Origin of the sequence: Phragmitibacter flavus (assembly GCF_005780165.1) — a bacterium.
Taxonomy (GTDB): Bacteria; Verrucomicrobiota; Verrucomicrobiia; order Verrucomicrobiales; family Verrucomicrobiaceae; genus Phragmitibacter; species Phragmitibacter flavus.
The window spans coordinates 347,907-374,862 of sequence record NZ_VAUV01000002.1 but is presented as its reverse complement, the minus strand read 5'-3'; the positions used below and the strand labels follow the sequence as shown (position 1 = coordinate 374,862).

Sequence of the window (26,956 nt, the reverse complement as noted above, 5' to 3'; positions counted from 1 at the left end):
TCCCAACAACCACCAGTCAGCTACCTCCCATGACCGCAACTGCATCGCCACCTCCTCATCCTCCGCCACCACTGCCACCTCCAACCTTCAGACAAAGTCTCGCCGTCTTCCCACGCGCTTTCTGGATCCTCGTCGGAGCCATCTTCGTGAACAAATTCGGCGTGTTTGTGCTACCTTTCCTCACGCTGTTCGTTACCCGCAAAGGTTACGCTGAGGCCGACGCTGGTTTCGCCGCCGGACTCTACTCTGTCGGCAGTTTCGCCGCCGCCATGATCGGTGGCTGGCTCGCTGACCGCTTCGGCAGAAACATCACCATGGCCATGGCCTCGCTTGGCGGTGCCGCCTGCATGCTCGGCTTCTCCCAAGCCGACTCACTGCCCATCTTGATCACCCTCTCCCTGCTTACCGGTTTCATCAGCGAATCCGGCAATCCCGCCAGCAGCGCCATGGTGCAGGATCTGATCGAGCCCCATCACCGCATCAACGCCTACGCCGTCCTGCGCTTCGCCGTCAACCTCGGCTGGTGTATGGGACCCGCCGTCGCCGGCTGGCTCGCCGAACACAACTTCGTCTGGCTGTTCATCGGCGACGCCATTACCAGCGCCTTCTTCGGATTGATCGCGTGGATCTTCCTGCCCCGAGGCATCCCCGCCCCGCGCCAGCATTCCGGCTGGAGCGTCGCGCTCAAACACATGTCCGGCAACCGCGCCTTCATCTGGCTCGCCGTCGCGCAAATTTTCCTCGCCTTCAACTTCCGGCAGCTCAACACCAGCTTCCCGCTGCACCTCGATCGGCAAGGCCACTCCCTGCAATACTACGGCTGGATCCAGGCCCTCAACGGCATCATGATCTGCACGCTGGAACTCGCCCTTCTCACCATCACCCGGCATCTGCCGACCCGACTCATCCTCGGACTCGGTTATGCCATCATGGGCAGTTCCTTCATGTTCTTCTTCGACGGCACCAGTCTCGGCATTTTCGTCCTCGTCATGATGATCTTCACCATTGGAGAAATGTTCGCCTTCTCAAGACAGCAAGCCTACATCGCCTCCCTCGCCCACACCGAAATGCGTGGTCGCTACAGCGGCTTCATGAGCCTCGCTTGGTGCGTCGGCAGCAGCAGCAGCGCCATGCTCGGACTGCAACTCTATGGCCACAACCCCAGCCTGCTGTGGATCACCTGCCTCATCTTCGGCTTCATCGGCACCGCCTGCCTCACCCTTCCAGCAACCCGCGCAACGCAGCCAGATTCTCCGTCTCCCCAAACAGCGCCCTCACCGGCACGCTGAAACCTGCGATCACTTCACTGTCTACCATCCCCTCCGACTGCCGCTCCACCGGCGGATACCAGTCTCCCTCCAACCGGTAAACCTCCACCGTCTCCAACTCCGCGTCCACGATCCAATACTCACCCACGCCGTGCCGCGCATAATCCTCAAACTTCACCCCGCGGTCACGCGCCTCCGTCGACTCCGACAACACCTCAACAATCAAGTCAGGAACCGGAAACCGCAACGTAACTGGCTCAATAACCAGCGCCTTCGCCACTCCAAAAAACACCACATCCGGCTCATAATCATTGCGCGGAAAACTCGTCATCGCCTTCTCCACCCGCACTTCACCCAATTGCTTCACTACACACCATGCATTCATCAATTGAAACAACCTCTGCGTTGCCAACAACTCCCGGTTCTTCGCCGGAGAATGCATGATCACCTCCCCCTGAATAAACTCCCACTTATGCTCCGACGTGATGTCCGCATAAAATGTCTGCCGCAACCGTTGTTCCTTCGCCCAGGCACGCTTTACCTCCTGCAGCATCTCCGGCAACATCGGAGAGGCAAGCATCAATGCCACCAAGTCACTTGGACGAGTCATTGCACACTCTTTTCCACAAACCCCCGCTTCTGTAAAGCCGTCACCCCACGATCTGCCCCTCAACCATACCACCCGACTTATGCCCATTTGTTATAAAACCCTGCTAAAAGCGGTATTTGCCGCTCCCTCGTCCTGATCCATTTTGTTTCCCTATACCCATGTTCAAAAGCAAAATTTTCCTTGGCTGGTTCATCGGCATGCTCCTCATCTGGATCATCCTCTTCAACACCTTCAACAGCCTGCAGGTCCTTTTCGAGAACTGGTATTACCCCGCCATCATGGTCCTCGGCGCCTTTGTTGCCGGACTCACCCCCGAAGGCGGCGGAGCGGTCGCCTTCCCCTTCCTCAGCGTGTTCCTCAATATCGACCGCGTCCTCGCCCGTGACTTCAGCCTGATGATCCAAAGCGTCGGCATGACCAGCGCCTCCATCTACATCCTCTCCAACAAGGCCAACAACCTCCGCGCCTATAAACCCATGCTGTGGTTCATCCCCGTATGCTTCGGCGGGTTTGTCCTCGGCATGCTCACGCTCCAGCAGCTCCCGGTCTACATCATCCAGGCCCTGTTCTTGAGCCTCATCACCACTTTCGCCATCGCCTACTATCGCAGCGACCATCGTGGCCACACCGATTTCCTTCACGCCCCCGGCACCACCAACCGCGCCCTTCTCGTCCTCATCCTCATCCTCGGTGGCATGTGCGCCAGCCTGTTCGGCACCGGAGCCGACATCATCCTCTACACCCTTCTCGTCACCCGCTTCCGCATGAAGGAAAAGGTCGCCACCCATCTCAGCATCATGATCATGGCCTCCATGAGCATCCTCGGTTTCCTCTACCGCCATTTCGTCGACCAAAACCTCAGCGCCTATCAAATACAAACCTGGCTCTGCGCTTATCCCGTCGTCTTGTTCATGGCCCCTTTCGGCGCCTACATCCTCGCCAAAATCCACGTCGACTGGATGCTCAAAGGCATCGTTGCTCTCAACATCTTCCAGCTCCTCTACTTCAACATCAACAAACCCAGCAGCGGCAAAATCATCGCCTCGCTCATCTTCAGCGCCGTCCTCTGGTGGATCTTCCGCACCACCCTGGCCAAACTCTCCAAACAAACCCGGCAACAAAACGCCGACGAAAAATCCGCCTTGGAGCTCAATCCATGCTAGACTCCTGACCGAAGTCCGCAGCCCAAAAAAACTCCACCACGCGTTGTCCCATCCAGCGCGTCCCGACTCGCCGGTCCACAAACCCCACATGCCCTCCTGAAGCCGGTGCCTCCAGGTGCAGCCACCTGCTCCCCTCCGCTACCTCGACCGGAAAAGACTCATCCGACAAGAACGGATCATTCCGCGCATTCACCAGCAAGGTCGGCACCTTGATCTTGTGCAAAAACTGCAAGCTGCTCGACTTCGCCCAATACTCCGCCGCATCCGCAAACCCATGCAGCGGCGCGGTATACCGATCATCAAACTCCTGAAAACTGCGAATGTCCCGCAACCCCAGCGTATCAAACTCTCCGGGAAACTTGAGCGCCTTCGCCTCGATCTTCGCGATCAACGATTTCAAAAACCGCTTCAAGTAAATCCGATTCCCCCTTCGTTGATCTAGCACCCGCGCACTCGCCGCCAGATCCACCGGAGCCGAAATCGCCACCGCCGCCTTCACCTTTGAATGCGGCTCCGCCTCGCCAAGATACTTCAGCGAGATATTTCCCCCCAAGCTAAACCCCACCAACGCAACTCCATCGTAGCCACCCGCCGCATGCGCCACCACCTGTCGTAAATCGTCCGACTCCCCGCTGTGATACGACCTCTTCAACCGGTTCACTTCACCGCCGCATCCCCGATAACTCCAAGCCATGACATCCCACCCGCGCGCGAGCAACACCCTCGCCACCTTCCGAATATAAACCGCCTCCGAACTCCCCTCCAGCCCATGCGATAAAATGACCAGCCTCCCTTTCCCACCTCGCAACCAATCCAAATCCACAAAATCCCCGTCCATCAACTCCATCCGTTCACGCTTTACCCCGAGCGAAGTCCCAACAGGTAACAACGCCGGCAAAACCGTCTGCACATGCCCGTTCCGCAAGCACCACACCGCCTCAAAACTGGATTCAATAACAGGCACCTCGCGCAATCCCAAAAAGCTTGGCGCACCTTCCCGCCTAACTTCCACTTGTCAAAACCCAACCCGTCGCCCCCCATCAATTCCATGATGGACAACCCATCTCCAGATCGTTAAACTTTCCAAGCAACACCTCACGCGCCTTCACATGGCGCTCTCCCTGAACCATGACCGCACCCTCCGTCACCTTCTCGCGATTCTTTCTGGCGGCCATCATCGTTGCCGCCCAAGTCCTCAGCACCGCCCATGCTGCCGTGTGGATGGGCATGGACGCCAACCTCCAAACCCCCGCCAATTGGAGTCCGGTGGGCGTTCCCGGCAACGCAGAGCCCATTACCTTCAACGGCCAAAGCACCTTCAACGACGTCACCTTCGCCACCAATTTTGAAGGAGCAGGTAGCGGGGTCGGCACCCTCACCCTCACCAGCGCCCAAACCACCGCCGTCACCATCAACTCCACCGTCAACGACGCCGTGTTCCGCCTCGCCGGAGGCTCCGGCATCCTCATCGACTCAGGCGCAGGCCCGCTCACCATCGGAGGTGGAGCCACCTCCATGCTTCTCAACCTCGGTGGTGCCGACGGCACCTCCAACTTCACCAATAACTCGGCCAATACCGCCACCCTCGCCTCCAACGCCACCCTTAATCGCGGCGCCATCAGCCTTCAAACCGTCGTCTTCGGAGGCACCGGCAACTGGCAGATCGACGGTCAAATCACCAACCTCCAGGGTGTCAACAAGACCGGCACCGGCACCCTCACCCTCGCCAACACCCTCACCACCCAAAACACCAACTGGGACGAAGGGACCATCACCGCCGCCAATGGTTTCACCACCAACAATCTGCGCGTTGGCTACGATGGCAAAGCGGCCACCGCGACCGTCACCACCGGTCCCGTCAACATTGGCACCGGAGCCACCAACACCATGCGCATTGGCTACAAAAACACCGCCGTCACCACTCCCACCACCAGCGGAACCCTCAACCTTGCCACCGCCAGCAGCGTCAACATCAACGTCGGAGCCCTCGACGTCGGCTGGCTCGACACCGCCACTTCCACGGCCAACGCGGTCACTGGCGTCCTCAACCTTTCCACTTCCGGCACCAATACCGTTCGCGCCAACTCCCTTCGACTCGGCTTCATCACCGGAGGCAGCATCAGCTCACCCGCCACCACCGGCACCCTCAACCTCGGCAACACCAACAACTTCTTCGTCGACACCTTCACCATCGGCGGCGACAAGGCCATCGGCACCGCCACCATCACCCCTGGTGGCATCCTGACCCTTCAGGGCAACCTCAACACCGCCACCGACCTCAACATCGGCACCAACCTCAGCGCCAACACCAGCACCGCTCCCACCTTGAGTCACCTCAACCTCACCGGCGGCACCTTCAACGCCACCCTGGATGAAGTCCTCATCGGAGCCTACCTTCGTGGCGGCACCGTCATGGCCCCTACCGGCTCTGGAAGTGGCAAAGGCTCGCTCACCTTCGATGCGGGCACCGTGACCGCCAACCTCATCACCCTCGCCCGCAGCGAGGGCGTCAACCCGCTCAACACCACTGGCCAAATCCAGATGCGCGGCGGCACTCTCACCGTTGCCCAGGGCATCGTCGATGGCGGCGGCACCAGCACCCTTCTTCTCGACGGCGGCACCGCCACCGTCAGCAACGGAGTTTCAGTCGACAAAATGCGCGTCGGCTACAACGGCCTCACCTCAACCACCACCGTTCAAAGTGGCGCGGTTCGCATCGGCAGTGGCAGCACCGACAACCTCGAAATCGGACTGCGCGTCGACGCTCCCAACACCACCGGCACCCTCAACCTTCAAAACGCCAGCAGCGTCACCATCAACGTCGGCCTCCTCGACATCGCCCACGTCACCGCAGGCTCCTCCAACGCCACCGTCCTGGGAACCCTCAACCTCTCCACCTCCGGACTCAACAGCATCACCGCCGACATGGTCCGCCTCGGCCAGGTGGATGGCGGCACCACTGGTTCCACCTTGGGAACCATGGTGCTCGGTCAAAACAACACCATCTCCACCGACACCTTCTTCGTCGGCAAAGACAAAGCCCGTGGCATGGTCAGCATCGCCGCGGGAGGCACCCTCACCCTCGGTGGCAAATCCACCGCCGCCGCCGACCTTTACATCGGCAACAACCTCAGTCCCAGCACCGGCACCAACCCCACCTTGAGCGAACTCAACCTCACCGGCGGCACCATCAACGCCACGCTCGATGAGGTCATCATCGGCAACTACAACTCTGGAGGCGGCGGCAGCGGCAAAGGACTGCTAACCTTCGGAACCGGACTCATCACCGCGAACAGCATCCTACTCGCCAATTCCACCGGCACCAACCCTCTCAACACCACTGGCACCATCAACATGAACGGCGGCGAACTGCGCACCCAATCCATCGCCCGCGGAGCCGGCATCGCCGCCTTCAACTTCAACAGCGGACTTCTCAAAGTCACCCAATTCGGCGACACCACCCGCAACTTCAACCTTAACAACACCGGCACCGGCACCCTCGCCCACGGCCTCGGCGCAGGCACGACCATCGGCACCACTACCGTCTACGGCAACTATACTCAGGGCGACCTCGCCACCCTGAGCTTCGACCTCAGCCTCGACTCGGGAGCCGACACCATGTTCGTATTCGGCGATGTCTCCCTCGACGGCACTCTCGCCCTCAACACTTTCGGCTCCTCCGTCGGCCCGCTCAACACTTTCACCCTCATCCACAACGAGGGCACCAACGCCATCACCGGCACCTTCAACGGTTTTGCTGAAGGCCATGTCTTCGCCCTCGACTTCGGCGGCGTCACCTCCAACTACACCCTCTCCTACTTCGGCGGAGCCAGCGGACGCGACGTCGTTCTCATGATCCCCGAACCCTCCCGCAGCCTGCTGCTCCTCAGCGGTCTCGCCCTCGTCCTGTTGCGCCGCAAACGCAACTCTTAACGATCCCAATGGGCTAACGACCCACGTGCATTTTTAAGATCCGTTTGATCTCCTTCACCGCCTCCGGATGACGGAACGCATTGTGACCCGACCTCACAATCAACTCCGACTCCGCCCCCTCCATCCGACTGCTCGCATACGGCACAATCCCATCGCTCCCCTCCTCCACCGGCCCCTCCTTCTTCTGCCCCATGATGTTGTGAAACGGCACTTCCGGCTTGATCCCCGCCAGCGCCACCAACGCCGGACTCCGACCCGACAAGGTCCTGATCGAACTCACCTTCCCCGCATCCACCAGCTTCAGCAAAAATGGATGCACGTCCTCGCGATGATGTTTCACCAACTCATGAAACACCGAGTGAAACGCCTCATCCCCGCGGAACAATCGCTGCCCTAAATCCCCAATCCAGTTGTCCGCATACCCGCTCCCCCGATGCGGCACCGCCACAAACACCACCCGCTTCACCCTCCGGTCACGCTTGAACAAAAAGATCGGCTCCAGCCTCTCCCGAAACGCCGGCTGACACACAAACCGATCCGGCCTCGACCGCATCACCTTGTCCCAGATCACATACCCCGAATCGCAAGTCAGCGTGTGCGTTAAAATCCCCCCCATGCTGTGCCCGATCACCACCAGATGATTTGTCGCAAAATCATCCCCCCCCGGATCAATCAACTTCAACGTCTCATCCAGCCCCCGACGAAACACCGCCGCATTCTGCAACACCGGCATCCCCGTCGGATAATGATAATGCCAAACCTGATACCGCTCATACAACCGCGGATCCGCCAGCACATCATTGGTCAAATTTCCAAACGCCACTGGGGTCGACTGCAACCCATGCACCATCACCAGCGGAATCTTCTTCGCATCATAAGGCTGCATCAAATAGAGCTTCTCCTTCCGCGCACTCAACCCCGGCTTCAACATCCCGCTCCTCCCCGACTTCCTCAACGCCTCCGCCTCCTTCAACAAGATCGCGATCGACGCACTAAAATCCGCCGCCAAAGGCAACATCTCATCCCCCACCTTCACCGTCGCGTGCTCCATCGGATCCAACATCTTCAGCAAATACCCCCCATCATCCAACCTCGTTAACACCGCCGTCAACGAAGTCGAAATGCCCTCCGGCGGTCGCAACGAATCCAGCGGCCAAACCCCTTCATTCTTCCGCAAGGCCACCACCGGCACGCCCACCCCCGACCGCCCATGCCAGTTCTCAACCCTCTTCCGATCCACCTTCCGCGCCAATACAAACTCCTCCCACACCTCCTTACTCTCAATCTCATAAGTCAACCCTCGCTCACCCATCACCGCAACACGCGATCCAGCGGGCACATCCCCAACCCACCCCAACAACCTCTCCAACGCCACCTCATGCCGCTCCCTCAACCGCCCATCATTCGGCATCGCGCGCCAAGCCTCATAACTTACCTTTGCATCCCTCACCACATCATCACCATCGACCGGCTCTCCGAGCGTCTGACAGCCAACCATCAGCACCACCAACATCAAACCTGACCATCTCACAACATTCATCGTCTTAAACCGGTTTCACATTCACCGACAACTCAATCGCCAACTGCAAAAACCGGTTCGCCGAAGGTATAAGTCCCTCCTTCGTCCAGGTCGCCCCGATGCTCAACGGCTCCGGCGCCGGCTCAATCGGAATCAACTTCAACCTTGATCCCGAAATGCACGACAACGTCCCCGGCACCACCGCCACCCCGCCACCCGCCTCCACCGCAGCGATCAAACTCGTCGCGCTGTCATGCTCTTCCACCACATTCAGCTTCATCTTCGTCGACGCAAAAATCGCCCCCAACTCCTCATAATATCCCGGATACTCCAGCCGGTCATAACCAATGATCGGCTCCTTCACCACCTGCGCCACCGTCACCGATTTCTTCTTCGCCAGCGCATGCTCTGGATGCACCGCCATGCACATCGGCGACAACAACAACTCCTCATAACACAACCCCCGCATCGCCGACTTCGGCGGCCTCACCATCATCGCCAGATGCAGCGACCCATCACGCAATTTCGTCAGCATCTCCTCCGTCGACAAATCATGCAACAACACCTTGATCCCCCGCTGCTCACGCTCCGCCTGATAAGCCCGCATCGTCCTCGGCAAAATCTGCGGCGTCAACGAAGGCGCATAGCCAATGTGCAACTCCCCCTTCCCACCCGTCGCCACCGCCCGCGCCTTCTCCACCCCCTCCTCCAACCGCTTCAACACCACACACGCCTCCTTCAGAAAAACTCGACCCGCATCCGTCAAACGCACCGACTTCGCCCCACGCTCCAAAAGCGCAAACCCCATCTCCTTCTCCATATCTCCAATCTGCCGGCTCAATGCCGGCTGCGACAAATGCAACCTCAGCGCCGCACGCGACACATTCTCTTCCTCAGCAACAGCAACAAAATATCGAAGGTGACGCAGTTCCACGCCGCCGAGCATACCCTCAAGTTATACTAAGGCAAGGAACATGATATTGGGCAACCTCACCTTCTTGGGCCAACGTTAGCCATGAACCCAATCGCCCAATTCCCTCAAGAACAATCCACCGACGGCAGTTTCGAACGCCAGGATGACGCCTTCCGCAACTTCATCAGCCCCGACCCCAACGCCCCCCATCCCGCCGTCGCCGGACGCTATCATCTCTACGTTTCCCTCGCCTGCCCCTGGGCCAGCCGCGCCCTCATCGTCCGCAACCTCAAAGGTCTCCAAGACATCGTCAGCATGTCCGTCATCGACCCCATTCGCGACCACCGTGGCTGGGCCTTCCGCGAAGGCGACGGTTACACCACCGATCCCATCAATCTCTTCCAATACCTCAGCGAAGCCTACCACGCCAGCGATCCTCATTTCAACGGCCGCGTCACTGTCCCCGTCCTATGGGACAAAGTCGCCAACACCATCCTCAACAATTCCGAAGACGACATCTGCCAAATGTTCAACACCGCCTTCGCCAATGTCGGAGCCAACCCCCTCGACCTCTTCCCCTCCGACCTCGAACCCGCCCACACCGAACTCGCCGACTTCATCTACCAACACATCAACAACGGCGTCTACAAAGCAGGCTTCGCCTCCACGCAATCCAGCTACGAAAAACCCGTCCGCGAACTTTTCAACGCCCTCGACCAACTCGAAACCCGCCTCACCACCAGCCGTTATCTTTTCGGCAACCGCATCGTTGAAGCCGACTGGCGTCTCTTCTGCACCCTCGTCCGCTTCGACGCCGTCTATCACGGCCACTTCAAATGCAACCTCAAGCGCATCATCGACTACCCCAACCTCAACGCCTATCTCCTCGATCTCTATCAACAACCCGGCATCGCCGACACCGTCAACATCGATCACATCAAGCGCCATTACTACTTCACCCACCACGACATCAACCCCACCCAAGTCGTCCCCCTCGGCCCCATCCTCGACTTCACCCAACCCCACGGTCGCGAAAGCTTGAGCAGCCCAAGCAGATTGTAATCAAACCACGAATGGACACCAATGAACACGAATCTACTTCTCCAAATTTTCACTTCTCATACTCCCCTCAACATTCGTGTCAATTCGTGCCATTCGTGGTTAATCCCTCCCATCCCAAGCATGCCTAAAACTTAGCCTCAGCCAACCAACTCGATATTTCACGGACAAAACTTCCTGCTCCAATCTTAACCCACCATGAAACCACAAATCCTTCGCTCCAACGAACGCGGCCACGCCAGCCACGGTTGGCTCGACACTTATCACACCTTCAGCTTCGGCGAATACCACAATCCCCATCAAATGGGCTATCGCAGCCTCCGTGTTATCAACGACGACCTCGTCATGCCCGCCCGCGGTTTCGCCACCCATCCTCACAAGGACATGGAAATCATCAGCTACATCCTCAGCGGCCAGCTCGCCCACAAAGACTCCATGGGCAACGGTCGCACCATCAAAGCCGGTGAGTTCCAATACATGTCCGCCGGCAGCGGCGTGCGCCACAGCGAATTCAACCCCTCCCACGAAGAAGCCACCCGCCTCCTGCAAATCTGGATCCTTCCCGACCAACACGGCGTCACCCCACGTTACGCCGAAAAATCCTTCGCCGAAGCCCCTACCGGCACCTTCCATCTCGTCGCCAGCAAAACCGGCCGCGAAAACTCAATTCCCATCCATCAAGACGCCGACCTCTGGTTCGCCAAACTCGACCCCGAACAAACCATTACCCACACCATCAACCCCAATCGCCACGCCTGGCTCCACATCGCCGAAGGTGAAGTAACCCTGGACGATCACACCACCCTCCGCGAAGGCGACGCCGCCGCCATCGACTACCAACACACCCTTCATATCAAGTCCACCCAACCCTCCCAAATCCTCCTCTTCGACTTAGCCTAATTTCAAACCATAAATCATAAATCATAAATCGTAAATTCAACCAACACTACCATGAGCAAAATACTCGTCCTCTACTACTCCACCTACGGCCACGTTGAAACCCTCGCCAGCGCCATCGCAGAAGGCGCCCGCGAAGTTGAAGGCACCGAAGTCATCATCAAACGCGTTCCCGAAACCATGCCGCCTGATGTCGCCAAACAATACGGAGCCAAGCTCGACCAAGCCGCCCCCGAGGCCTCTCCGAAAGAACTCGGCGAATACGACGCCATCATCTTCGGCACCCCCACCCGCTTCGGCAACATGGCCGCCCAAATGCGTAACTTCCTCGACCAAACCGGCAGCCTCTGGATGCAAGGTGCCCTCGTTGGCAAGGTCGGCAGCGTCTTTGTCAGCACCGGCACCGGCGGCGGCAATGAAAGCACCATCATGAGCTTCGTCACCACCCTCATGCACCACGGCATGGTCTACGTCGGACTTCCCTACGCCGCCCCAGAACTCGCTGACATCAGCGAAGTCAAAGGCGGCTCCCCCTGGGGTGCCGGCACCATCGCCGGAGCCGACGGCTCCCGCCAACCCAGCGCCAAGGAACTCTCATTGGCAAAATTTCAAGGCAAACATGTCGCCACCATCGCCTCCAAACTCAGCGCCTAACTCCGGTTATCCCCCCAAGGAGGGGCGGTCTCCAGCCCGCCTCCCCGATGGCAACGCCATCACGCCACTCCACCACCAAGAACCAAGAACCAAGAACCAAGAACCTCACCATGAACTCACTACTCTTCAAAACCAACAACAGCATCGCCCCCCTAATCGCCCGCGTCACCCTTGGTGTCGTCATGTTTCCCCACGGCGCCCAAAAACTCCTTGGCTGGTGGGGCGGCAACGGCTTTAGCGGCACCATGGGCTACTTCACCGGTAACTTGGGCATCCCCGCCGTCTTCGCCTTCCTTGCCATCTTCGCTGAATTCTTCGGTGCCCTCGGCCTCATCGTCGGAGCCCTCACCCGCGTCGCCGCGTTCGGCGTCGGCTTCACCATGCTGGTCGCCATGTTCATGGGCCACACCGCCAACGGCTTCTTCATGAACTGGATGGGCAACCAGGCGGGCGAAGGTTACGAATACCACCTCCTCGCCATCGGCCTCGCCATCATCATCATGATCCAAGGCGCAGGCAAAGCCTCCATCGACAACCTCATCGCCAAAAAACTCGCCTAACTCGTCCAGCACCCCATCACCTAGGGCAGGTCTTGTCCTCAAGACCTGCCTTTTTCATTTCCATTCTTCCACCTCACCATCAATTTCAAATCCCCACCTTCCTCCAACACCGCTTCACATCTCCCGCCCAACAACTCCGCACACGCCTTTACAATCGACAACCCCAACCCCGAATGCGCTCCATCGGTGCGCGCCGTGTTCTTCCTCCAAAACCGCTCAAACAACATCGAGAGATCCGTTTCCATCAACGCTGGTGCCGGATTGCCCACCACCAACCTCTCCGCCGAAACCTCAATGCTCACCGCCGAACCCATCGGTGCATGGCTCACCGCATTTCCCACCAAATTATTAAGGATCGCCCCATACAAAACCGCATCCGTCTCCATCTCCTCGTCCTGCCACTCCATCTTCATCAACAACTTTCGCTGCTCCGCCTTCGCACGATGCCGGTCCACCGTCGATTCCACCAACTCCCGCAAATTCACCCGCTCAATCTTCACCGACTGCGCCCCCGCATCCGCCCTCGCCAGCAACGACAACTTGTCCAACAACACCTCCATCTCCCGCACCACCTCCATCATCTCCTCACTTCGCTCCTTCGTGCGCTCCTCCGGCCAAGTCGCGATCAATTCCCCCATCGCCCGCAACTCCGCCAGCGGCGTCCGCAACTCATGCGCCGCATGACTGCTAAACCTCCGCTCCCTCGCCAACGAAACCTCCACCCTCTCCAACAACTCATTCACCTTCGCCCCCATTCCCCGCAACTCCACTGGCAACGGCTCCAAATCCAACTGCTGTCCCGGTTGACCCACCTTCATCTGCTGCACCTTCGTCCCCATCCTCTCCAGCGATCGAAACCCTCGCTTCAACACCATCTGCAACACCAGCACCGCCACCAGCAAACCCACCCCTCCGCTCACCGTCATCACCGTTGCCAGTGTTCCCAACGTTCCCACCAATGCCGCGCCCGGACTCGCCACCAGCAACACCATCATCCCCATCTCTCCATCCTCATCTTCCGGCAAAAAAGTCCGCCACATGCCCCGCATCTCCCGACCATCGGCCAGCTTAAAAAACTGATAAACTCCGCCCTCTCCCACATTCGACGGCACCTCCCACTGCGCTTTGCGCGTCCCGCTCCCCGAACTCAACAACACCCTTCCCGACGAATCAAAAACGGCAAACACATCACTGCCCACCCCCGATCCAATTCCCACAAACTCCTCCAACTCCGAATCCATTTCCAGTTCCCCATCATCCACCTCAATCCCCGAGATCAACACCTCGGCCCTCGCCTTCAAAGACTCATCAAACTGCGCCAGCAACAACCCTCGCTCCGTCCAATAAATCGCCAGCCCCGCCAACGGCAGCAACACTGCTGCCAGCAGACAAAGGGCAAATGTCAGCTGACCTCTAATCGACTTCATGGCTCCAGCACATACCCCAGTCCACGCCGTGTGTGAATCAAATTCGCCGCTCCATTCGGACTCAACTTCCGTCGAAGCGCATACACCGCCGCATCCACCGCATTGCTCAACGGACTGTCCGATTCCGAATACAATTGCGCCTCAATCTGTTCCCTGCTCAATACCTGCCCCGGCCTCTTTGCCAGACACTCAAACAACGCAAACTCGCGCGCCGTCAATACAATCGACTCCCCATCACGCATCACCTGCTTCGCCACAAAATTGACCTCCAGCGGTCCAATCTTCACCACCGATTCCGCCCTCCCAAACTTCCGACGCACCAAGACCTCCAGCCGCGCCGCCAGCTCCGCAATCGCAAAAGGCTTCACCAAATAATCATCCGCCCCCATCTCCAATCCCCGCACCCGATCCTCAATCCCATCCATCGCCGTCAACAACAACACCGGCGTATCATTCCCCGCCTTGCGCCATTTTTCCAACAGCATCAGCCCGTGCTGACCTGGCAACATCAAGTCCAGCACCACCACATCATATTCATTCACCGTGGCAAACTCCTCCCCTTCCTCTCCATCTGCGGCCTCATCCACCGCATGGCCAAGACGACTAAGCGCCTTGGCCACGGTGGTGCGAATTCGACGTGAATCTTCAATCAATAGCACTCGCACAATCAGTCACTCGTTAAGGTTAAGAATACGGACTAGCGGATACGGATTCGAAGCCTTAAGTGGTCTCAATCATCCGACTTGCGGCTCATCACCTCGCCGCTCTCCGAGAACACGATGGTCAAATCAGGATCATCGAACTCCACCTCATAGGACACGGTTCCGTTAGCCGACACCCGCTCCACATCTTCGATCTCGCCACCCTGGTTTCGAGCCGCTGTTTGCACCGCTGCAGGCAACGCACTGAACGCCATGTCTTCACGCGACTTCAGCAGCTTCCCATCCGCATCAATGTAAAGCTTCAGATCATCGTCATCGCCCCCCTTCCGATCAGGAAGATCCACCTCCACCTTATACATCGTGCGGCCCTCAAGTTGGACGCGATCAATGTCATCCACCTTGCCACCGCGCAGATTGTCCCGCACCGTCGCCTGCACCGCCTCAGGAGTTTGGCTCAGTTTCAAATCGTCATCATCCGCCCAGGCTGTGCCCGCAAAGGCAGCAGTCAACACGGTCAAGGACACAGCAAGAAAGGGATATTGGAATTTCGTTTTCATGGTCTTCAAGTTGGTAGTTTTTAGAGTTTTTGTTTTCGTGAATCATCATTGATCACGCCCCCAACCTCCCACACCAACATGATGAGAAGATGATGAAACCCAAAGTTTCTCAGCTTTTGTCCGCCTTCTCTCGATGCAGTTGCTCAAGCGCGTCCAGCGCATCCCCATGCAACACCGCCATCGGCTCCAACTCCCTGATCCGCCCCACCGCCTCCTCCACACTGGCCACTTCACCCGAGTGAATCAACCATGCTGCTGCCACACTCGCACTGCGCATCAAGCCCAACTGGCAATGCACATAAACCATCCCACGATCCCTCTGCTCCTCAATAAACGCCACCGCCTCTTTTAAATCCTCCACACTCGGATGCGTCAGATCAAGCCACCCCAGATTCCGATACACCACCCTCTCCCGCAACCGCACCGGCGCATTAAACTCCGCCGTCAAATCCAGCACCGCCACACAACCCGCTTTCAACAAATGCTCCGCCCTTTTGCCGTCAGGCCGACGCCCAAACCAAACATTCTCATCCACCTCCCCCGACCCCATCTCACGCTTCATCCAACGACGCTGCCAACCTTGCGTGACCAACATCATCGGCAATAACATCCACTCCGACGCCGGACTCAATGTCCCCGAACTTTTCTGCATCCAACGCGGATTCGCCGTGGCATAACTCAACCCCACCACGCCCAACGCAATCGCTGGCCACCCAAACCATAGAAACGCCCCACCCGGCAACGCCAGCAATCCAAACAGCAACCCCGCAAGACCATACCGACCCGCCAGTTGACGATGCCTCGGCGTCACCTTGCCCATCCAACCCAGCGGACCCGGCTGTGTCTCCCGATCCGGGATCAGCGCCATCACCAACCAACCCATCAAGAATCCCGTCACCACATCCATGAAATGATGCTGCCAAACCAACAAGGTCGAGACCCCAATCAAAATGAACCATATCTTCGTTACCGACCTCACCCAACCCCGTAAGTGCCGACCATAAGTCACCCAGAAAATCGACCGCAAACTGATATGCAACGATGGTGCCAAATTATAAGGCAAATCCTGCGCATGCAATAACTTGAACAACGGCACCGTCCATCCTCCATCCGGCATCGGACGATCCATTCCCAGCTGCAAAGGAAACAACAAAAAACAAATCCCCGAAGCCACAATCACCACAAACACCCGCTTCGACAACGTCCACATCTCTCTGCGCGACCGACAAAGAAAAAACGCCCCGACAAAAAACAAGTCGAGCGAATAATAAGGCACCACAAACTCCGGAACAAACGGGATCAACTTCTCCCACTCAAAATACCACGTTCCCACATCCTCCCGCTTCGACGTGATCCAGTTGCAGGTCCCATAAACAAGAAAGAACCACGCGCCCAGCAACGCCGAAGTCACCGTCGCACGCCAGAACACCCCCTTCTCTTTCGGCAACGCTTCCATATCAATATCATCACCCCACCTTCTTCGCCACCGCCACCGTGAAGATGCCAAAATCATCCGTCCACTGCGTGACCTTTTCAAATCCCGCATCACTCACCAAGGCATCCATCTCCCCCTGCGGACGACGACGCATGATCCACGGTTTGCCATCACGATTCACTAACACGCGCGCAATCATTTCCACCTGTGGATGCCACGGCTGATTCGTATAAACAAGCCATCCCCCCACCGGCACCGCCCGATTCAACCCTCGCAACGAACGCTGCAACAACTCATTGCTCGGAAACAACTCATACAACCCTGACACCACCGCCACCGCAGGCGCAGGCTGGATCTGCGCCAGCGACTCCTCATCAAACGCATCCCCTTTCTCAAAGCGAATCCGCTCCTCCAATCCCCACTCCTTCGCCGTCGACCGCCCCACCTCAAGCGCCCCCTCACTCCAATCGCGACACAACACCTGCAACCCATCCGTGCGCTCCTTCAGCACATCCATCAGATAACGTCCACCGCCACCCGCGATGTCCACCAGCGTCCTCGGCAACCCCGCTTCCGCCGTCTTCTCCAAGGCCATATCCAATCCCTTCCGCATCATGCCCCGACGTTGACGAATCCCCTTCCAACCAATCGCATCGAGATAACCTCGATCGATCAACTTACCGATCGGGCCAACTCCCTGAGCCTTGTTTTCATAAACATAATCCAGCGATTGCCCCGAATCAAAACCCACCTCCCAACCGAGTTTGATTCCCTTGCTCAGCTTGCCAAGTGTCTGCATGCTGCCCTTCTGGAACTCATAGTTCGCCGCCTTCAACGAAACCGGCTTCAACGGCTTCTGCAACTCCTCATACTCGCTCCTCGTGAACCGGTTCTCCACCGCCACTCCCATTACCCGTTCCTCAGCAAACTTCTCCGCGACAAATTCCCGCACCGCACTCACCACCTCATTCCGACACACATCATGAAAAATCGCATGCCGTGCCCCTGGCAAATGCACGTGCTTAGTGCAGTCCCCTCCATAGTTGAAAAGAAAACGGCTCAATGCCGAATTCAACACCACCTGATCATCCCCCGCCGACAACAACATCATCGGCGTCTCCATCACCGCCGCGTCATCCACCACCCGCTTGGCCGTATCAAACAAATCCACCAACACCCGCGCCGAGATATCTTTGGAGATCGACGTATCCGCATCATAAATCTTTTGCTGCTCCAAATCACGAGTCAGCCAATGTCCGCGCACATAACTTTTGATGACACTGTCCGGCTTCACCTTCTGCATCAATCGAATCCCCGTCAGCGCCCCCGGCACCATCAAATTCACTTCAAACGCCGGTGTCGCCAAAACCAATGCCGCCAATGGTGGCGCGTAGTCATGCACCCAGGTCGCCGCCACCACTGCGCCCACACTGTGCGCGATCAAAGCAACCCGCTCGCGCTCCACACCATACGTCGTCTGCAAATGCAGCATGAACGACTCCAGATCCCGCACATAAGCCATGAACCCGTTTGCATGCCCTCGTTTGCCCGGCGACTGACCATGCCCCCGAGCCTCCCACGCGAAAATCGCAGTCTCCTCCAATGCCAATCCCGGCACCACTTCATCCCATCGATCCGCATGTTCATGCCCCCGATGCAACAGCACCATCGACTGCTTGAACCCGCTGTGCGGCAACCAGCTTTTGTATTGCAAGGTCTCACCATCTTCAGCGGTGAAAGTCTGACGGGAAATCTCGAGATTCATAGGAGTGAGGGATTCAGGTAAAAACCTTTCGCGATGTGACTACCGAACGAATCTTGCGTCAACTTCTTCCAGTCCGCAACGCATTCCATCGGTTGACATCGACCCCCGCCTCCATCCAAACTACCGCCATGTTGAGCCGCTCCATCACACTCGTCCTCCTGCTAATTGTCGCCTGCGAGCATCTCCACGCGCAATCGCCACTCATCAAACGAAACCTTGCCCAACGGACCTGGCCCGCCGAAATCAGCAAAGTCGAAATCCCCAGCAGCGACAACACTCTGCAACCCGCCATGTGGTATGCACCCGCTTCCACCACAAAAAAACCTCTCCTGGTGGGCCTTCACACCTGGAGCAGCACCTACGCCTCCGCTGGCGGCGACTCCATCTTTGCCGAATGGTGCATCGCCCAAGGTTGGGCCTTCATCCATCCCCACTTCCGTGGTCCCAACAACACCCCCGAAGCCATGGGCTCCGACCGCGCCGTTCAAGACATCGTCGAAGCCGTTGCTTGGGCCAAACAACAAACCGGCATCGACCACGACCGCATCTACCTCATTGGCGGCAGCGGCGGGGCCCACATGTCCCAGCTCATGGCCGGACGCCATCCTGAAATCTGGGCCGGTGTCAGCGCCTGGTGTGGCATCAGCGACATCAACGCCTGGCACAGCTTCCACACCCGCAGCAGCAAACCCGGCAAGTATGCCCTCGACATCGAAGCCGCCCTAGGCGGATCACCAGCCACCGACGAAGTCCGCAAATCCGCCGCCCTGAAACGCTCACCCATCACTTGGCTGCACCAAGCTCAGTCTGTCCCCCTCGACATCGCCCACGGCATCCACGATGGCCGACTCGGCAGCGTCCCCTTCACCCATTCCCTCAACGCCTACAACGCCGTGATCGGCAAGTCCGGTCCCCAATTAAGGGAAGCCGACATCGCTTCCTATTACGAGACACAATCCCTCCCTCCCACATGGAAACCTGCGGCTCCTGATCCCGTCTACGGACCGTGGCAACCCAAGTTTGTCAGCCAACATCAAAACACCCGCATCACCATCTTCGAAGGCGCCCACGAACTCATCCATCAAGCCGCCCTCAACTGGCTCGCCCTACAGCGCAAAGGTCAACCTGCCGTCTGGCAGGTAAATGACTTCATCCCACTCGAAACCGGCGGCGGCGAAACCGCCAAGTAGCAGTTGTGACTGAAAATGGAGAATGCGACTTTTCTCCTTTCATTTCCTTAGCCTGTGTCCTTTCCCTTCTGACTTAATCATTAGTGCAACTTATGCCCTTGATGAGCATAGGACCTCTTCACATCTAAAGTAGTGCTGCTCAACGACTTGAAGAGAGCAGGTGGCACGATTCTGGATACAAATAATTGCTTGGTCAGGAAATCTCATTAGTCTCCATCATAAGTGAGGTCTTTGGAGCTATGTCCACATTCGGCGGACAGTTGAGACCTTCAGCAAGGAACAGACACAATTAACATGAAATCCATCCCATCCCCCGCCGTTGTCGCCATCCTCTTGCTGGCAGCTCCCCTCTTCAACCCCGTCCATGCGGTCACCGTTTCCGGTCTTCAAAATTTCGCAACACAAGACAACTCAGACACCTCAAGATATTACACCAATCTGGAAGCTGCCGCACTCGGCTACGGAATCAACACACTAGGAGATGGTTTCGTCGTTTCCAATGTCTACCAATCATTCTTCGCGGGTGAATATTACCTGGGCGATGGCGATGGCGGCGATTTCCTCACCTTCTCTGGCCTCACCGCCGGGCTGACCTACACTGTTGACTACCTGGTGGGCAACTTCAGCAGCACCCAAAGAAGCGTTCTCGGACTTGTCTACGACTTCGAGGTCGGTGGCATCTACGATATTTCATTTCAAACTCTCGCAGGCCCCGAGGCTGGAGTGGGAGTCGTGGGTTGGTCGGATGGCGCAGGCCAGGCCATCACCTGGAACACCGCCTCCTACACCTTTACGGCGACTGACGAAACCTTCTCCATGTTTAATTTTTGGGACAACCTCGAGATATCCTCCACCCTTGTCGCAGCCCAGGCTCTCGGCGTTTCCACGACGGACCCTCAAAATGAATTCGCTCAAGTCGCCATTGGTCTGATCAACGTCACAGCAGTCCCCGAACCATCCAGCGCCCTCCTGGTCGGCATCGTCGGCATGTTGACGCTTCTGCGTCGCAAGCGTGGCAACTAAATTCGGATACCAGCCCTCGGGCAGGTCGCACACGAATCGCCCGGCAGATTCCCAACTTGCACATCGTTCTCGGCACAATGCCGAGAACTCCATCGCAAAACCCCTCAACTCCCCCCGTTCCTCAAACCACCTGCTGGTTCATCGCTGCCTTCACGAACCCGTAAAAAATCGGATGCGGATGATTTGGCTTCGACAAAAACTCGGGATGGAACTGGCACGCCACAAAAAACGGATGGTCATTCAACTCCACCATCTCCGCCAGCAAACCATCTGGTGAACTGCCGCTGATCACCAGTCCAGCGCCTTCCAGCTCTTCCTTGAACTCGGAGTTGAACTCATACCGATGACGATGTCGCTCGGTAATCGTCGCGCTATGATACAAATCAAACGCCTTGGTCCCCGGCACCAAATCAGTTACCCAAGTCCCAAGCCGCATTGAGCCGCCCTTCTGCGTCACATGCTTCTGCTCTTCCAACAAGCTAATCACCGGATGCGCCGTGTTCTTGTTGAACTCGGTGCTGTTTGCATCCGTCCAACCCACCACATTCCGTGCAAACTCAATCACCGCGATTTGCATGCCCAAACAGATCCCGAAGTAAGGAATCTTGTTCTCACGCGCATACTGACACGCCTTGATCTTGCCTTCCGTTCCGCGATCACCAAATCCACCAGGAACCAAGATTCCCTGCAATCCCGTCAGATGTGCCGCAGCGCCCGCCTTCTCGATTTCTTCCGCATCAATCCTCACCACTTCCACCCGCGCATCATGGGCTGCCCCGGCATGAATGATCGCTTCATAAATACTCTTGTAAGCATCCTGCAACTCAATGTATTTGCCCACCACCGCCACCCGCACGTGCCGGCTCGGACTAATGATATGCTGCACAAACTTACGCCAGCGGGATAAGTCCGGCTGCGGCGCTTCAATCTTCAACAAGTTACAAGCCAGATCATCCAACTTCTCCTCATGTAACTTCAATGGAACCTCATAAATCGTGTGTTTGACGTCCGCACACTCGATCACATTCTCCGGGGCCACGTTGCAAAACAACGCAATCTTGTCGCGCACATCCTGCTCAACCGGACGCTCGGCACGACAGATGATCACCCCAGGAAAAATCCCGATCTCCCGCAGTTTCGCAATGCTCTGCTGCGTCGGTTTCGTCTTTAACTCCCCCGCCGCCTTGATATACGGCACCAACGTCACGTGAATGAACAACGCATTGTCGCGCCCAACCTCTTGGCCAAACTGACGGATCGCCTCCAAGAACGGCAAGCCTTCAATGTCACCCACCGTTCCGCCGATCTCAGTAATGATCACATCTGGACGCATCTCACGCGCCACCTGACGAATCCGGTCCTTGATCTCATTCGTCACGTGCGGAATCACCTGCACCGTGTGACCCAGATAGGCCCCGCGACGTTCCTTCGCCAGCACACTTTCATAAACCCGACCGCTTGTCAGGTTGTTCAAGCGCGACAAATTCGTGCTCGTGAAACGCTCATAGTGACCAAGGTCAAGGTCCGTCTCCGCGCCATCGTCTAGCACATACACTTCGCCATGTTCGAACGGGTTCATCGTGCCCGGATCGATGTTCAAATAGGGGTCGAATTTTTGCAGAATGACTTTGAGTCCGCGGTGCTCCAGCAAAGTGCCGAGCGAGGCAGCGGCAAGTCCTTTGCCCAAGGAACTGACGACGCCGCCGGTGACGAAAATGTATTTCACGAGAGTAGTAGTAATTAGGTTTGAGGTTGTAAAAGGTTTTCAATCGCCGCCGCCTGTTCGGGGGTATCTACGCCGGGCGAGGTCTCGCGGGTCAGCACCACGCGAATGCGCGCGCCGTTCTCCAACGCGCGCAGTTGTTCCAGCGACTCCGTCCGCTCCAAAAGCGACGGCGGCGCACTGACAAATTCAAAAAGAAACTGGCGCTGGAATCCATAAATTCCCAAATGCCGGTAATGCGTGATCCCCGCACCCGCATCCCTCACATAAGGAATCGGCGACCGCGAAAAATACAGCGCATCGCCCGCGCTGCTCAACACCACCTTTACCACATTCGGATCAGGCAGCAAAGCTTCATCTTCAATCGGGGCCGCTGCGGTGATCATCGGAATGCTCGCCTCCTTGATCAGCGTCTCCGCCAGTTCGTCAATCAGCGCCGGAGAAATCAGCGGCTCATCCCCCTGCACATTGATCACAATCTGATGCTGCGGAAAAGACTGTGCTGTCTCCGCCACCCGGTCGGTCCCGCTGGGATGATCCGGCTGCGTCATCACCGCCACCGCATTGAACCGTCGTGCCACTTGCGCAATGCGTTGATCATCCGTCGCGATGACGACTTTATCGGCATGTTTACACTGCTTGCAACGCTCCCAGACATGCTGCACCAGCGGTTTGCCAGCGAGGAGGTGGAGCGGCTTGCCTGGGAATCTTGTGGACGCCCAGCGCGCAGGAATAACAATGAGAACTTTGGGAATTGGTGAAGTGGACAAGTGGGTGCGGCGCGGTTCCACATCCATGCTGCCAAAGACGAGGCGAGGCAAATAGATTTTGCCGCGCCCCGGGTTTTAGGAATCATCCAAGCGGAAGTTTCCGTCAGGTTGATTATCAACCACCAAAAACCTCCTCAACCTGAAGCTTTTACGCCACCGTGCCCTTCAATCCGCGAATCCCGACGTCGTTATCATTCAAGCGACAGCTCCTTCGGACAGGGCCTCATCAAAACTCCCGCCCAGCATCCCCGGAATCAACACTTTCTCCCCCTCCAGGTTCCACGCCCTCAAAATCAGTTGAGGTTTAGTCAACTCACCCGAAAGGTAAACCATGTTTCGTTCCTGGACTTGGTGGATCACCCTTCTGCTGCTGGTCGTCAGCCTCGGCTACTTCTGGATGCTCGGCCGCGGCGTCGTCTTCCTGCGCGTCGATCCCAACACCAAACCCACCCCCGAAGCCCCGCGCTAACCCCAGCTTTTTAGCCTTTAGCCCTTATCCTTTAGCCTTTCCTGATCATGCCCGAACCCATCTACAACGAAGACTCCATCAAATCCCTCGACTGGCGTGAGCACATCCGTCTCCGCCCCGGCATGTATATTGGCAAACTCGGCGATGGCACCGCCCCCGAAGACGGCATCTACGTCCTGCTCAAGGAAGTTCTCGACAACTGCATCGACGAACACGTCATGGGCCACGGCAAGGAAATCGAGATCAAAATCGAAAACAACATGGTCTCCGTGCGCGACTACGGCCGCGGTGTCCCCTTGGGCAAACTCATCGAATGCGCCGCCCAGATCAACACCGGTGCCAAATACGACAGCGAAGCCTTCAAACGCTCCGTCGGACTCAATGGCGTCGGCATCAAAGCCGTCAACGCCCTCAGCGACTTCTTCGGCATCGCCGCCTTCCGCGAAGGCAAAATGCGCGCCGTCGAGTTCTCCCGCGGACTCGTCAAACGCGACATGAAAACTCCCGTTGAGTCCATGGAACCCAGCGGCACCCGTGTCATTTTCCATGCCGACGAAGAATCGTTCGGACAGGACTACAGCTACCGACTCGACTTCGTGCGCGAGATGCTTCGCTACTACTCCTGGCTCAACCCCGGCCTCACCCTCATCCTCAACGGCGAAAAATTCCGCAGCAAAAACGGCCTCCCCGACCTCGTCGCCGCCAAACTCACCGAAGATCCCCTCTACCCCGTCATCCACCTCCAGGGTCAGGACGTCGAATGCGCTTTCACCCACGCCAGCGGCTACGGCGACGAAATCTACTCCTTCGTCAACGGCCAGCACACCACCCAGGGCGGCACCCACCTCGCCGCCTTCCGCGAAGCCGTGGTTGCCGCCGCCCGCACCTTCTTTAACAAACAATTCGATCCCGCCGACGTCCGCAACGGCCTCATCGGCAGCATCAGCGTCAAAGTCCAGGAACCCGTCTTCGAATCGCAAACCAAAACCAAACTCGGTTCCAACATGATGGAACCCCAGGGCCGCAACCTGCGCACCCACATCGTCAACACCCTCAGCCAGCAGCTCGACAACTACCTCCACAAACACGCCGACGTCGCCAAAGCCTGGCTCGAAAAAATTCAGGCCAACGAAAAAGAACGCAAAGACATCAGCGGCATCCAAAAACTCGCCCGCGAAAGCGCCCGCCGCGCCAAAGTTCACAACAAAAAACTCCGCGACTGCCGCATCCACTTCGACACCAAAGACAAACAGCGCGAACTCTCTACCCTGTTCATCACCGAAGGCGACAGCGCCTCCGGCAGCATCACCAAGAGCCGCGACGTCAACACCCAGGCCGTCTTCAGCCTGCGCGGCAAACCCCTCAACTGCTTCGGCCTCTCGCGCAAAATCTGCTACGAAAACGAAGAGTTCAACCTCCTCCAGCACGCCCTCAACATCGAAGAAGACCTCGAAGAACTCCGCTACAACCACGTCATCCTCGCCACCGACGCCGACGTTGACGGCATGCACATCCGCCTGCTGATGATCACTTTCTTCCTCCAGTTCTTCCCCGAGATCATCCGTCGCGGCCACCTCCACATCCTCACCACCCCCCTCTTCCGCGTCCGCAACAAAAAAGAGACCATCTACTGTTACTCCGACGAGGAAAAACAGAAAGCCATGGCCAAGCTCGGCAAAAACCCCGAAATCACCCGCTTCAAAGGCCTCGGCGAAATCAGCCCCGACGAATTTAAACACTTCATCGGCCCCAAAATGCGCCTTGAGCCCGTCCTCATGCCCGAGCACAAAAACGTCAAGGAACTCCTCACCTTCTACATGGGCAAAAACACCCCCGAGCGTCAGGACTACATCGTCAAAAACCTCCGCGTCGAACAAGACCTCCTCTTCGAAGAACCCGACCACGAAGCCGCCTAAATCTTAGACGCAATCCTCACTTGTCCATGATAGCACATGTGCTATCATGAAGGTAACTCATGCGGCTCGTTGTGGGCACCAATGTTTTTGTCGGAGCACTACTCAGCCAGCGAGGAAACAATCGAGAGGTTCTGCGCGCATGTCTTATTGGCAAAGCCATACCTCTCTTTGGAACCGCTCTGTTCAATGAATACGAAGACCTTCTTGGAAGAAGCGATCTTTTCGCCAAGTCGATCTTGGTAGAAGATGAGCGCCAGGCAATGCTCGACAGTTTCATTGGCGTTTCCGAATGGGTGAAAATCTATTGCCGCTGGCGTCCGAATCTATCAGACCAAGCCGACAATCACCTTATGGAACTCGCCGTCGCAGGCGGTGCAGAAGCAATTGTCACCGACAACTTCCGTGATTTTAACAGCGGCGAACTTGGTTTTCCCAGCATCAGAATCTTAAACCCCAAACAATTCTTGGAGCAAATCTCATGGCCACTCTAACCATCCGTATTCCCGACGACAAGCACGCCCGCCTTCGTGAACTGGCCAAGCATCGTGGCATCAGCATCAACTAACTCATGGAAGACCTTTCCACCGCCACCTTGGCGGAATTCGACGCAGAAACCCGATTCCGACTGCGAGCTTCACGTGGCAACCCCGCCACCGGCCTTCAATTGCTCGAAAAACTCGACCACGCCTTTGGCAGCAAATAAAAAAAGTAGGAAGCTGGCCCTCGTCTCGCAAAGTCCCAGTCGCCGCAGTTCCTCGACATCACACCGCAGAACTCCACCAGCCTCGCAGGGGATGAACATTCCTGTCCATCTTCATTTTGTGCGAAAAACAAAAACGCCACCAACCACATCCCCATCCACTCCTTTCCCTGAAAATCGTTGCCCATTGAGTGCATCAAGCCCCACTTCCACTCGATCCCAATCCCACGCCAACCACGGCCACACCAATCAAATTCATTCTTTATCCCTTATCCTTCATCCTTTATCCTTTCTCAATATGTCTTCTGTCCCCGGCCTCCGCAGTCCCTACGAAACCACCCTCGGCATCGTTTACTTTGCCCGCATGCTCGACAAAATCCGTCTCCATGCCAAAGGCGAACTCCCGTCCGACTACACCGATTTCATCGGCGACCAGTCCGGCGTCTTCGACCAGCGCGCCTGCCGGTTCTTGCAAATCTCCTACAACGCCCTCACCGCCCGCACTCTGCAAGGCGGCACCGAAGAAGAAATTCTCCAATGGGCCTTCACCATCGGTCATCGATCCAATGATGAAGAGATCGAAATCTGGAACGGCTTCATGACCAAACGTGGTTGGCGCGACACCGCTACTCCTCGTTTAAAATTCCGACTCGAAGAAGCCAACCTCCCCCAAGACGGCACCATCCAAACCATGTTCGACTTCATTGACGCTGATGAAGGCCGAGCGTTGCGCCAGGGCTGAA

24 protein-coding genes and 1 pseudogene are annotated in these 26,956 nt (G+C 57.3%); 14 read left to right on the top strand and 11 right to left on the bottom strand.

The window, feature by feature from the left end; genetic code table 11:
• Positions 1-29: 29 nt before the first annotated feature.
• Positions 30-1,289: an MDR family MFS transporter gene (locus FEM03_RS03605; protein WP_138084806.1), complete on the top strand. Its 1,260-nt coding sequence runs from the start codon at positions 30-32 to the stop codon at positions 1,287-1,289.
• Here FEM03_RS03605 and FEM03_RS03600 read toward each other — a convergent pair.
• Complete coding sequence (locus FEM03_RS03600; RefSeq protein WP_166442599.1) at positions 1,216-1,878, bottom strand: Uma2 family endonuclease; 663 nt, start codon at positions 1,876-1,878, stop codon at positions 1,216-1,218. The two genes, FEM03_RS03605 and FEM03_RS03600, sit on opposite strands and share 74 nt — an antisense overlap.
• 158 nt (positions 1,879-2,036) lie before the next feature.
• Between FEM03_RS03600 and FEM03_RS03595 the strand changes: the two genes are divergently transcribed.
• A complete protein-coding gene (locus FEM03_RS03595) occupies positions 2,037-3,041 on the top strand; it encodes a sulfite exporter TauE/SafE family protein (RefSeq protein WP_138084804.1) in 1,005 nt (334 codons plus the stop codon).
• Here the strand turns inward: FEM03_RS03595 and FEM03_RS03590 are convergent.
• Positions 3,028-4,005, bottom strand: coding sequence for a YheT family hydrolase (locus FEM03_RS03590; protein WP_166442598.1), 978 nt, complete (start codon positions 4,003-4,005; stop codon positions 3,028-3,030). The genes FEM03_RS03595 and FEM03_RS03590 overlap by 14 nt on opposite strands.
• A 164-nt stretch (positions 4,006-4,169) precedes the next feature.
• Between FEM03_RS03590 and FEM03_RS03585 the strand changes: the two genes are divergently transcribed.
• Complete coding sequence (locus FEM03_RS03585) at positions 4,170-6,974, top strand: beta strand repeat-containing protein (protein ID WP_138084803.1); 2,805 nt, start codon at positions 4,170-4,172, stop codon at positions 6,972-6,974.
• 13 nt (positions 6,975-6,987) lie between these two features.
• On the opposite strand, the gene FEM03_RS03580 is transcribed toward FEM03_RS03585, so the two are convergent.
• Together FEM03_RS03580 and FEM03_RS03575 are read right to left on the bottom strand one after the other, a co-directional pair.
• Positions 6,988-8,514: an esterase/lipase family protein gene (locus FEM03_RS03580; protein ID WP_138084802.1), complete on the bottom strand. Its 1,527-nt coding sequence runs from the start codon at positions 8,512-8,514 to the stop codon at positions 6,988-6,990.
• A gap of 4 nt (positions 8,515-8,518) precedes the next feature.
• Positions 8,519-9,439: a LysR family transcriptional regulator gene (locus FEM03_RS03575; protein ID WP_138084801.1), complete on the bottom strand. Its 921-nt coding sequence runs from the start codon at positions 9,437-9,439 to the stop codon at positions 8,519-8,521.
• A gap of 69 nt (positions 9,440-9,508) precedes the next feature.
• On the opposite strand from FEM03_RS03575, the gene FEM03_RS03570 reads away from it, so the two are divergent.
• The 4 genes from FEM03_RS03570 (at position 9,509) to FEM03_RS03555 (ending at position 12,576) form a co-directional block, all read left to right on the top strand.
• Entirely contained in the window at positions 9,509-10,468 is a 960-nt protein-coding gene (locus tag FEM03_RS03570) for a glutathione S-transferase family protein (RefSeq protein ID WP_138084800.1), read from the top strand.
• A gap of 195 nt (positions 10,469-10,663) precedes the next feature.
• Positions 10,664-11,365, top strand: a complete 702-nt coding sequence (locus FEM03_RS03565; RefSeq protein WP_138084799.1) for a pirin family protein — start codon at positions 10,664-10,666, stop codon at positions 11,363-11,365.
• A gap of 51 nt (positions 11,366-11,416) precedes the next feature.
• A complete protein-coding gene (gene wrbA, locus FEM03_RS03560; RefSeq protein WP_138084798.1) occupies positions 11,417-12,016 on the top strand; it encodes an NAD(P)H:quinone oxidoreductase in 600 nt (199 codons plus the stop codon).
• 110 nt (positions 12,017-12,126) lie between these two features.
• Positions 12,127-12,576, top strand: a complete 450-nt coding sequence (locus FEM03_RS03555) for a DoxX family protein (protein ID WP_138084797.1) — start codon at positions 12,127-12,129, stop codon at positions 12,574-12,576.
• A 38-nt stretch (positions 12,577-12,614) separates the two neighbouring features.
• On the opposite strand, the gene FEM03_RS03550 is transcribed toward FEM03_RS03555, so the two are convergent.
• From FEM03_RS03550 to FEM03_RS03530, 5 genes are all read right to left on the bottom strand, one after another.
• Positions 12,615-14,003: a sensor histidine kinase gene (locus FEM03_RS03550; RefSeq protein ID WP_138084796.1), complete on the bottom strand. Its 1,389-nt coding sequence runs from the start codon at positions 14,001-14,003 to the stop codon at positions 12,615-12,617.
• Complete coding sequence (locus FEM03_RS03545) at positions 14,000-14,662, bottom strand: response regulator transcription factor (RefSeq protein ID WP_276609643.1); 663 nt, start codon at positions 14,660-14,662, stop codon at positions 14,000-14,002. Before FEM03_RS03545 ends, FEM03_RS03550 begins: the two co-directional genes overlap by 4 nt.
• A gap of 71 nt (positions 14,663-14,733) precedes the next feature.
• Positions 14,734-15,222: a PepSY-like domain-containing protein gene (locus FEM03_RS03540; protein WP_138084794.1), complete on the bottom strand. Its 489-nt coding sequence runs from the start codon at positions 15,220-15,222 to the stop codon at positions 14,734-14,736.
• A 109-nt stretch (positions 15,223-15,331) separates the two neighbouring features.
• The gene (locus FEM03_RS03535; RefSeq protein WP_166442597.1) at positions 15,332-16,678 is read right to left on the bottom strand and encodes a phosphatase PAP2/dual specificity phosphatase family protein; all 1,347 of its coding nucleotides are present in this window, start codon (positions 16,676-16,678) and stop codon (positions 15,332-15,334) included.
• Between the two features lie 10 nt (positions 16,679-16,688).
• Positions 16,689-18,422 carry a bifunctional alpha/beta hydrolase/class I SAM-dependent methyltransferase gene (locus tag FEM03_RS03530; protein WP_138084792.1) on the bottom strand — a complete coding sequence of 578 codons (1,734 nt, stop codon included), beginning with the start codon at positions 18,420-18,422 and terminating at the stop codon, positions 16,689-16,691.
• Positions 18,423-18,550: 128 nt separating this feature from the next.
• Here FEM03_RS03530 and FEM03_RS03525 point away from each other — a divergent pair, with 128 nt between their 5' ends.
• A complete protein-coding gene (locus FEM03_RS03525) occupies positions 18,551-19,612 on the top strand; it encodes an alpha/beta hydrolase family protein (protein ID WP_138084791.1) in 1,062 nt (353 codons plus the stop codon).
• 294 nt (positions 19,613-19,906) lie between these two features.
• Positions 19,907-20,635, top strand: coding sequence for a PEP-CTERM sorting domain-containing protein (locus FEM03_RS03520; protein ID WP_138084790.1), 729 nt, complete (start codon positions 19,907-19,909; stop codon positions 20,633-20,635).
• Positions 20,636-20,756: 121 nt separating this feature from the next.
• Here FEM03_RS03520 and pyrG read toward each other — a convergent pair whose 3' ends face one another.
• Both pyrG and kdsB read right to left on the bottom strand, forming a co-directional pair.
• Positions 20,757-22,361, bottom strand: a complete 1,605-nt coding sequence (pyrG, locus tag FEM03_RS03515) for a CTP synthase (protein WP_138084789.1) — start codon at positions 22,359-22,361, stop codon at positions 20,757-20,759.
• Between the two features lie 14 nt (positions 22,362-22,375).
• A complete protein-coding gene (gene kdsB / locus FEM03_RS03510; protein WP_240772656.1) occupies positions 22,376-23,128 on the bottom strand; it encodes a 3-deoxy-manno-octulosonate cytidylyltransferase in 753 nt (250 codons plus the stop codon).
• A 331-nt stretch (positions 23,129-23,459) separates the two neighbouring features.
• Here kdsB and FEM03_RS24265 point away from each other — a divergent pair, with 331 nt between their 5' ends.
• The 5 genes and pseudogenes from FEM03_RS24265 to FEM03_RS03490 all read left to right on the top strand — a co-directional run bounded on the left by FEM03_RS24265 (position 23,460) and on the right by FEM03_RS03490 (position 26,955).
• Positions 23,460-23,597 (top strand): hypothetical protein, encoded by a 138-nt coding sequence (locus FEM03_RS24265; protein ID WP_166442596.1) that lies wholly within the window; start codon positions 23,460-23,462, stop codon positions 23,595-23,597.
• A gap of 47 nt (positions 23,598-23,644) precedes the next feature.
• Positions 23,645-25,513, top strand: coding sequence for a DNA topoisomerase IV subunit B (locus FEM03_RS03505; protein WP_138084788.1), 1,869 nt, complete (start codon positions 23,645-23,647; stop codon positions 25,511-25,513).
• Positions 25,514-25,572: 59 nt separating this feature from the next.
• Positions 25,573-26,004, top strand: coding sequence for a putative toxin-antitoxin system toxin component, PIN family (locus FEM03_RS03500; RefSeq protein WP_138084787.1), 432 nt, complete (start codon positions 25,573-25,575; stop codon positions 26,002-26,004).
• A pseudogene (locus tag FEM03_RS25810) lies at positions 25,992-26,216 on the top strand (toxin-antitoxin system HicB family antitoxin). Before FEM03_RS03500 ends, FEM03_RS25810 begins: the two are co-directional and overlap by 13 nt.
• A gap of 295 nt (positions 26,217-26,511) precedes the next feature.
• Complete coding sequence (locus FEM03_RS03490; protein WP_138084786.1) at positions 26,512-26,955, top strand: DUF5069 domain-containing protein; 444 nt, start codon at positions 26,512-26,514, stop codon at positions 26,953-26,955.
• Position 26,956: the final 1 nt, after the last annotated feature.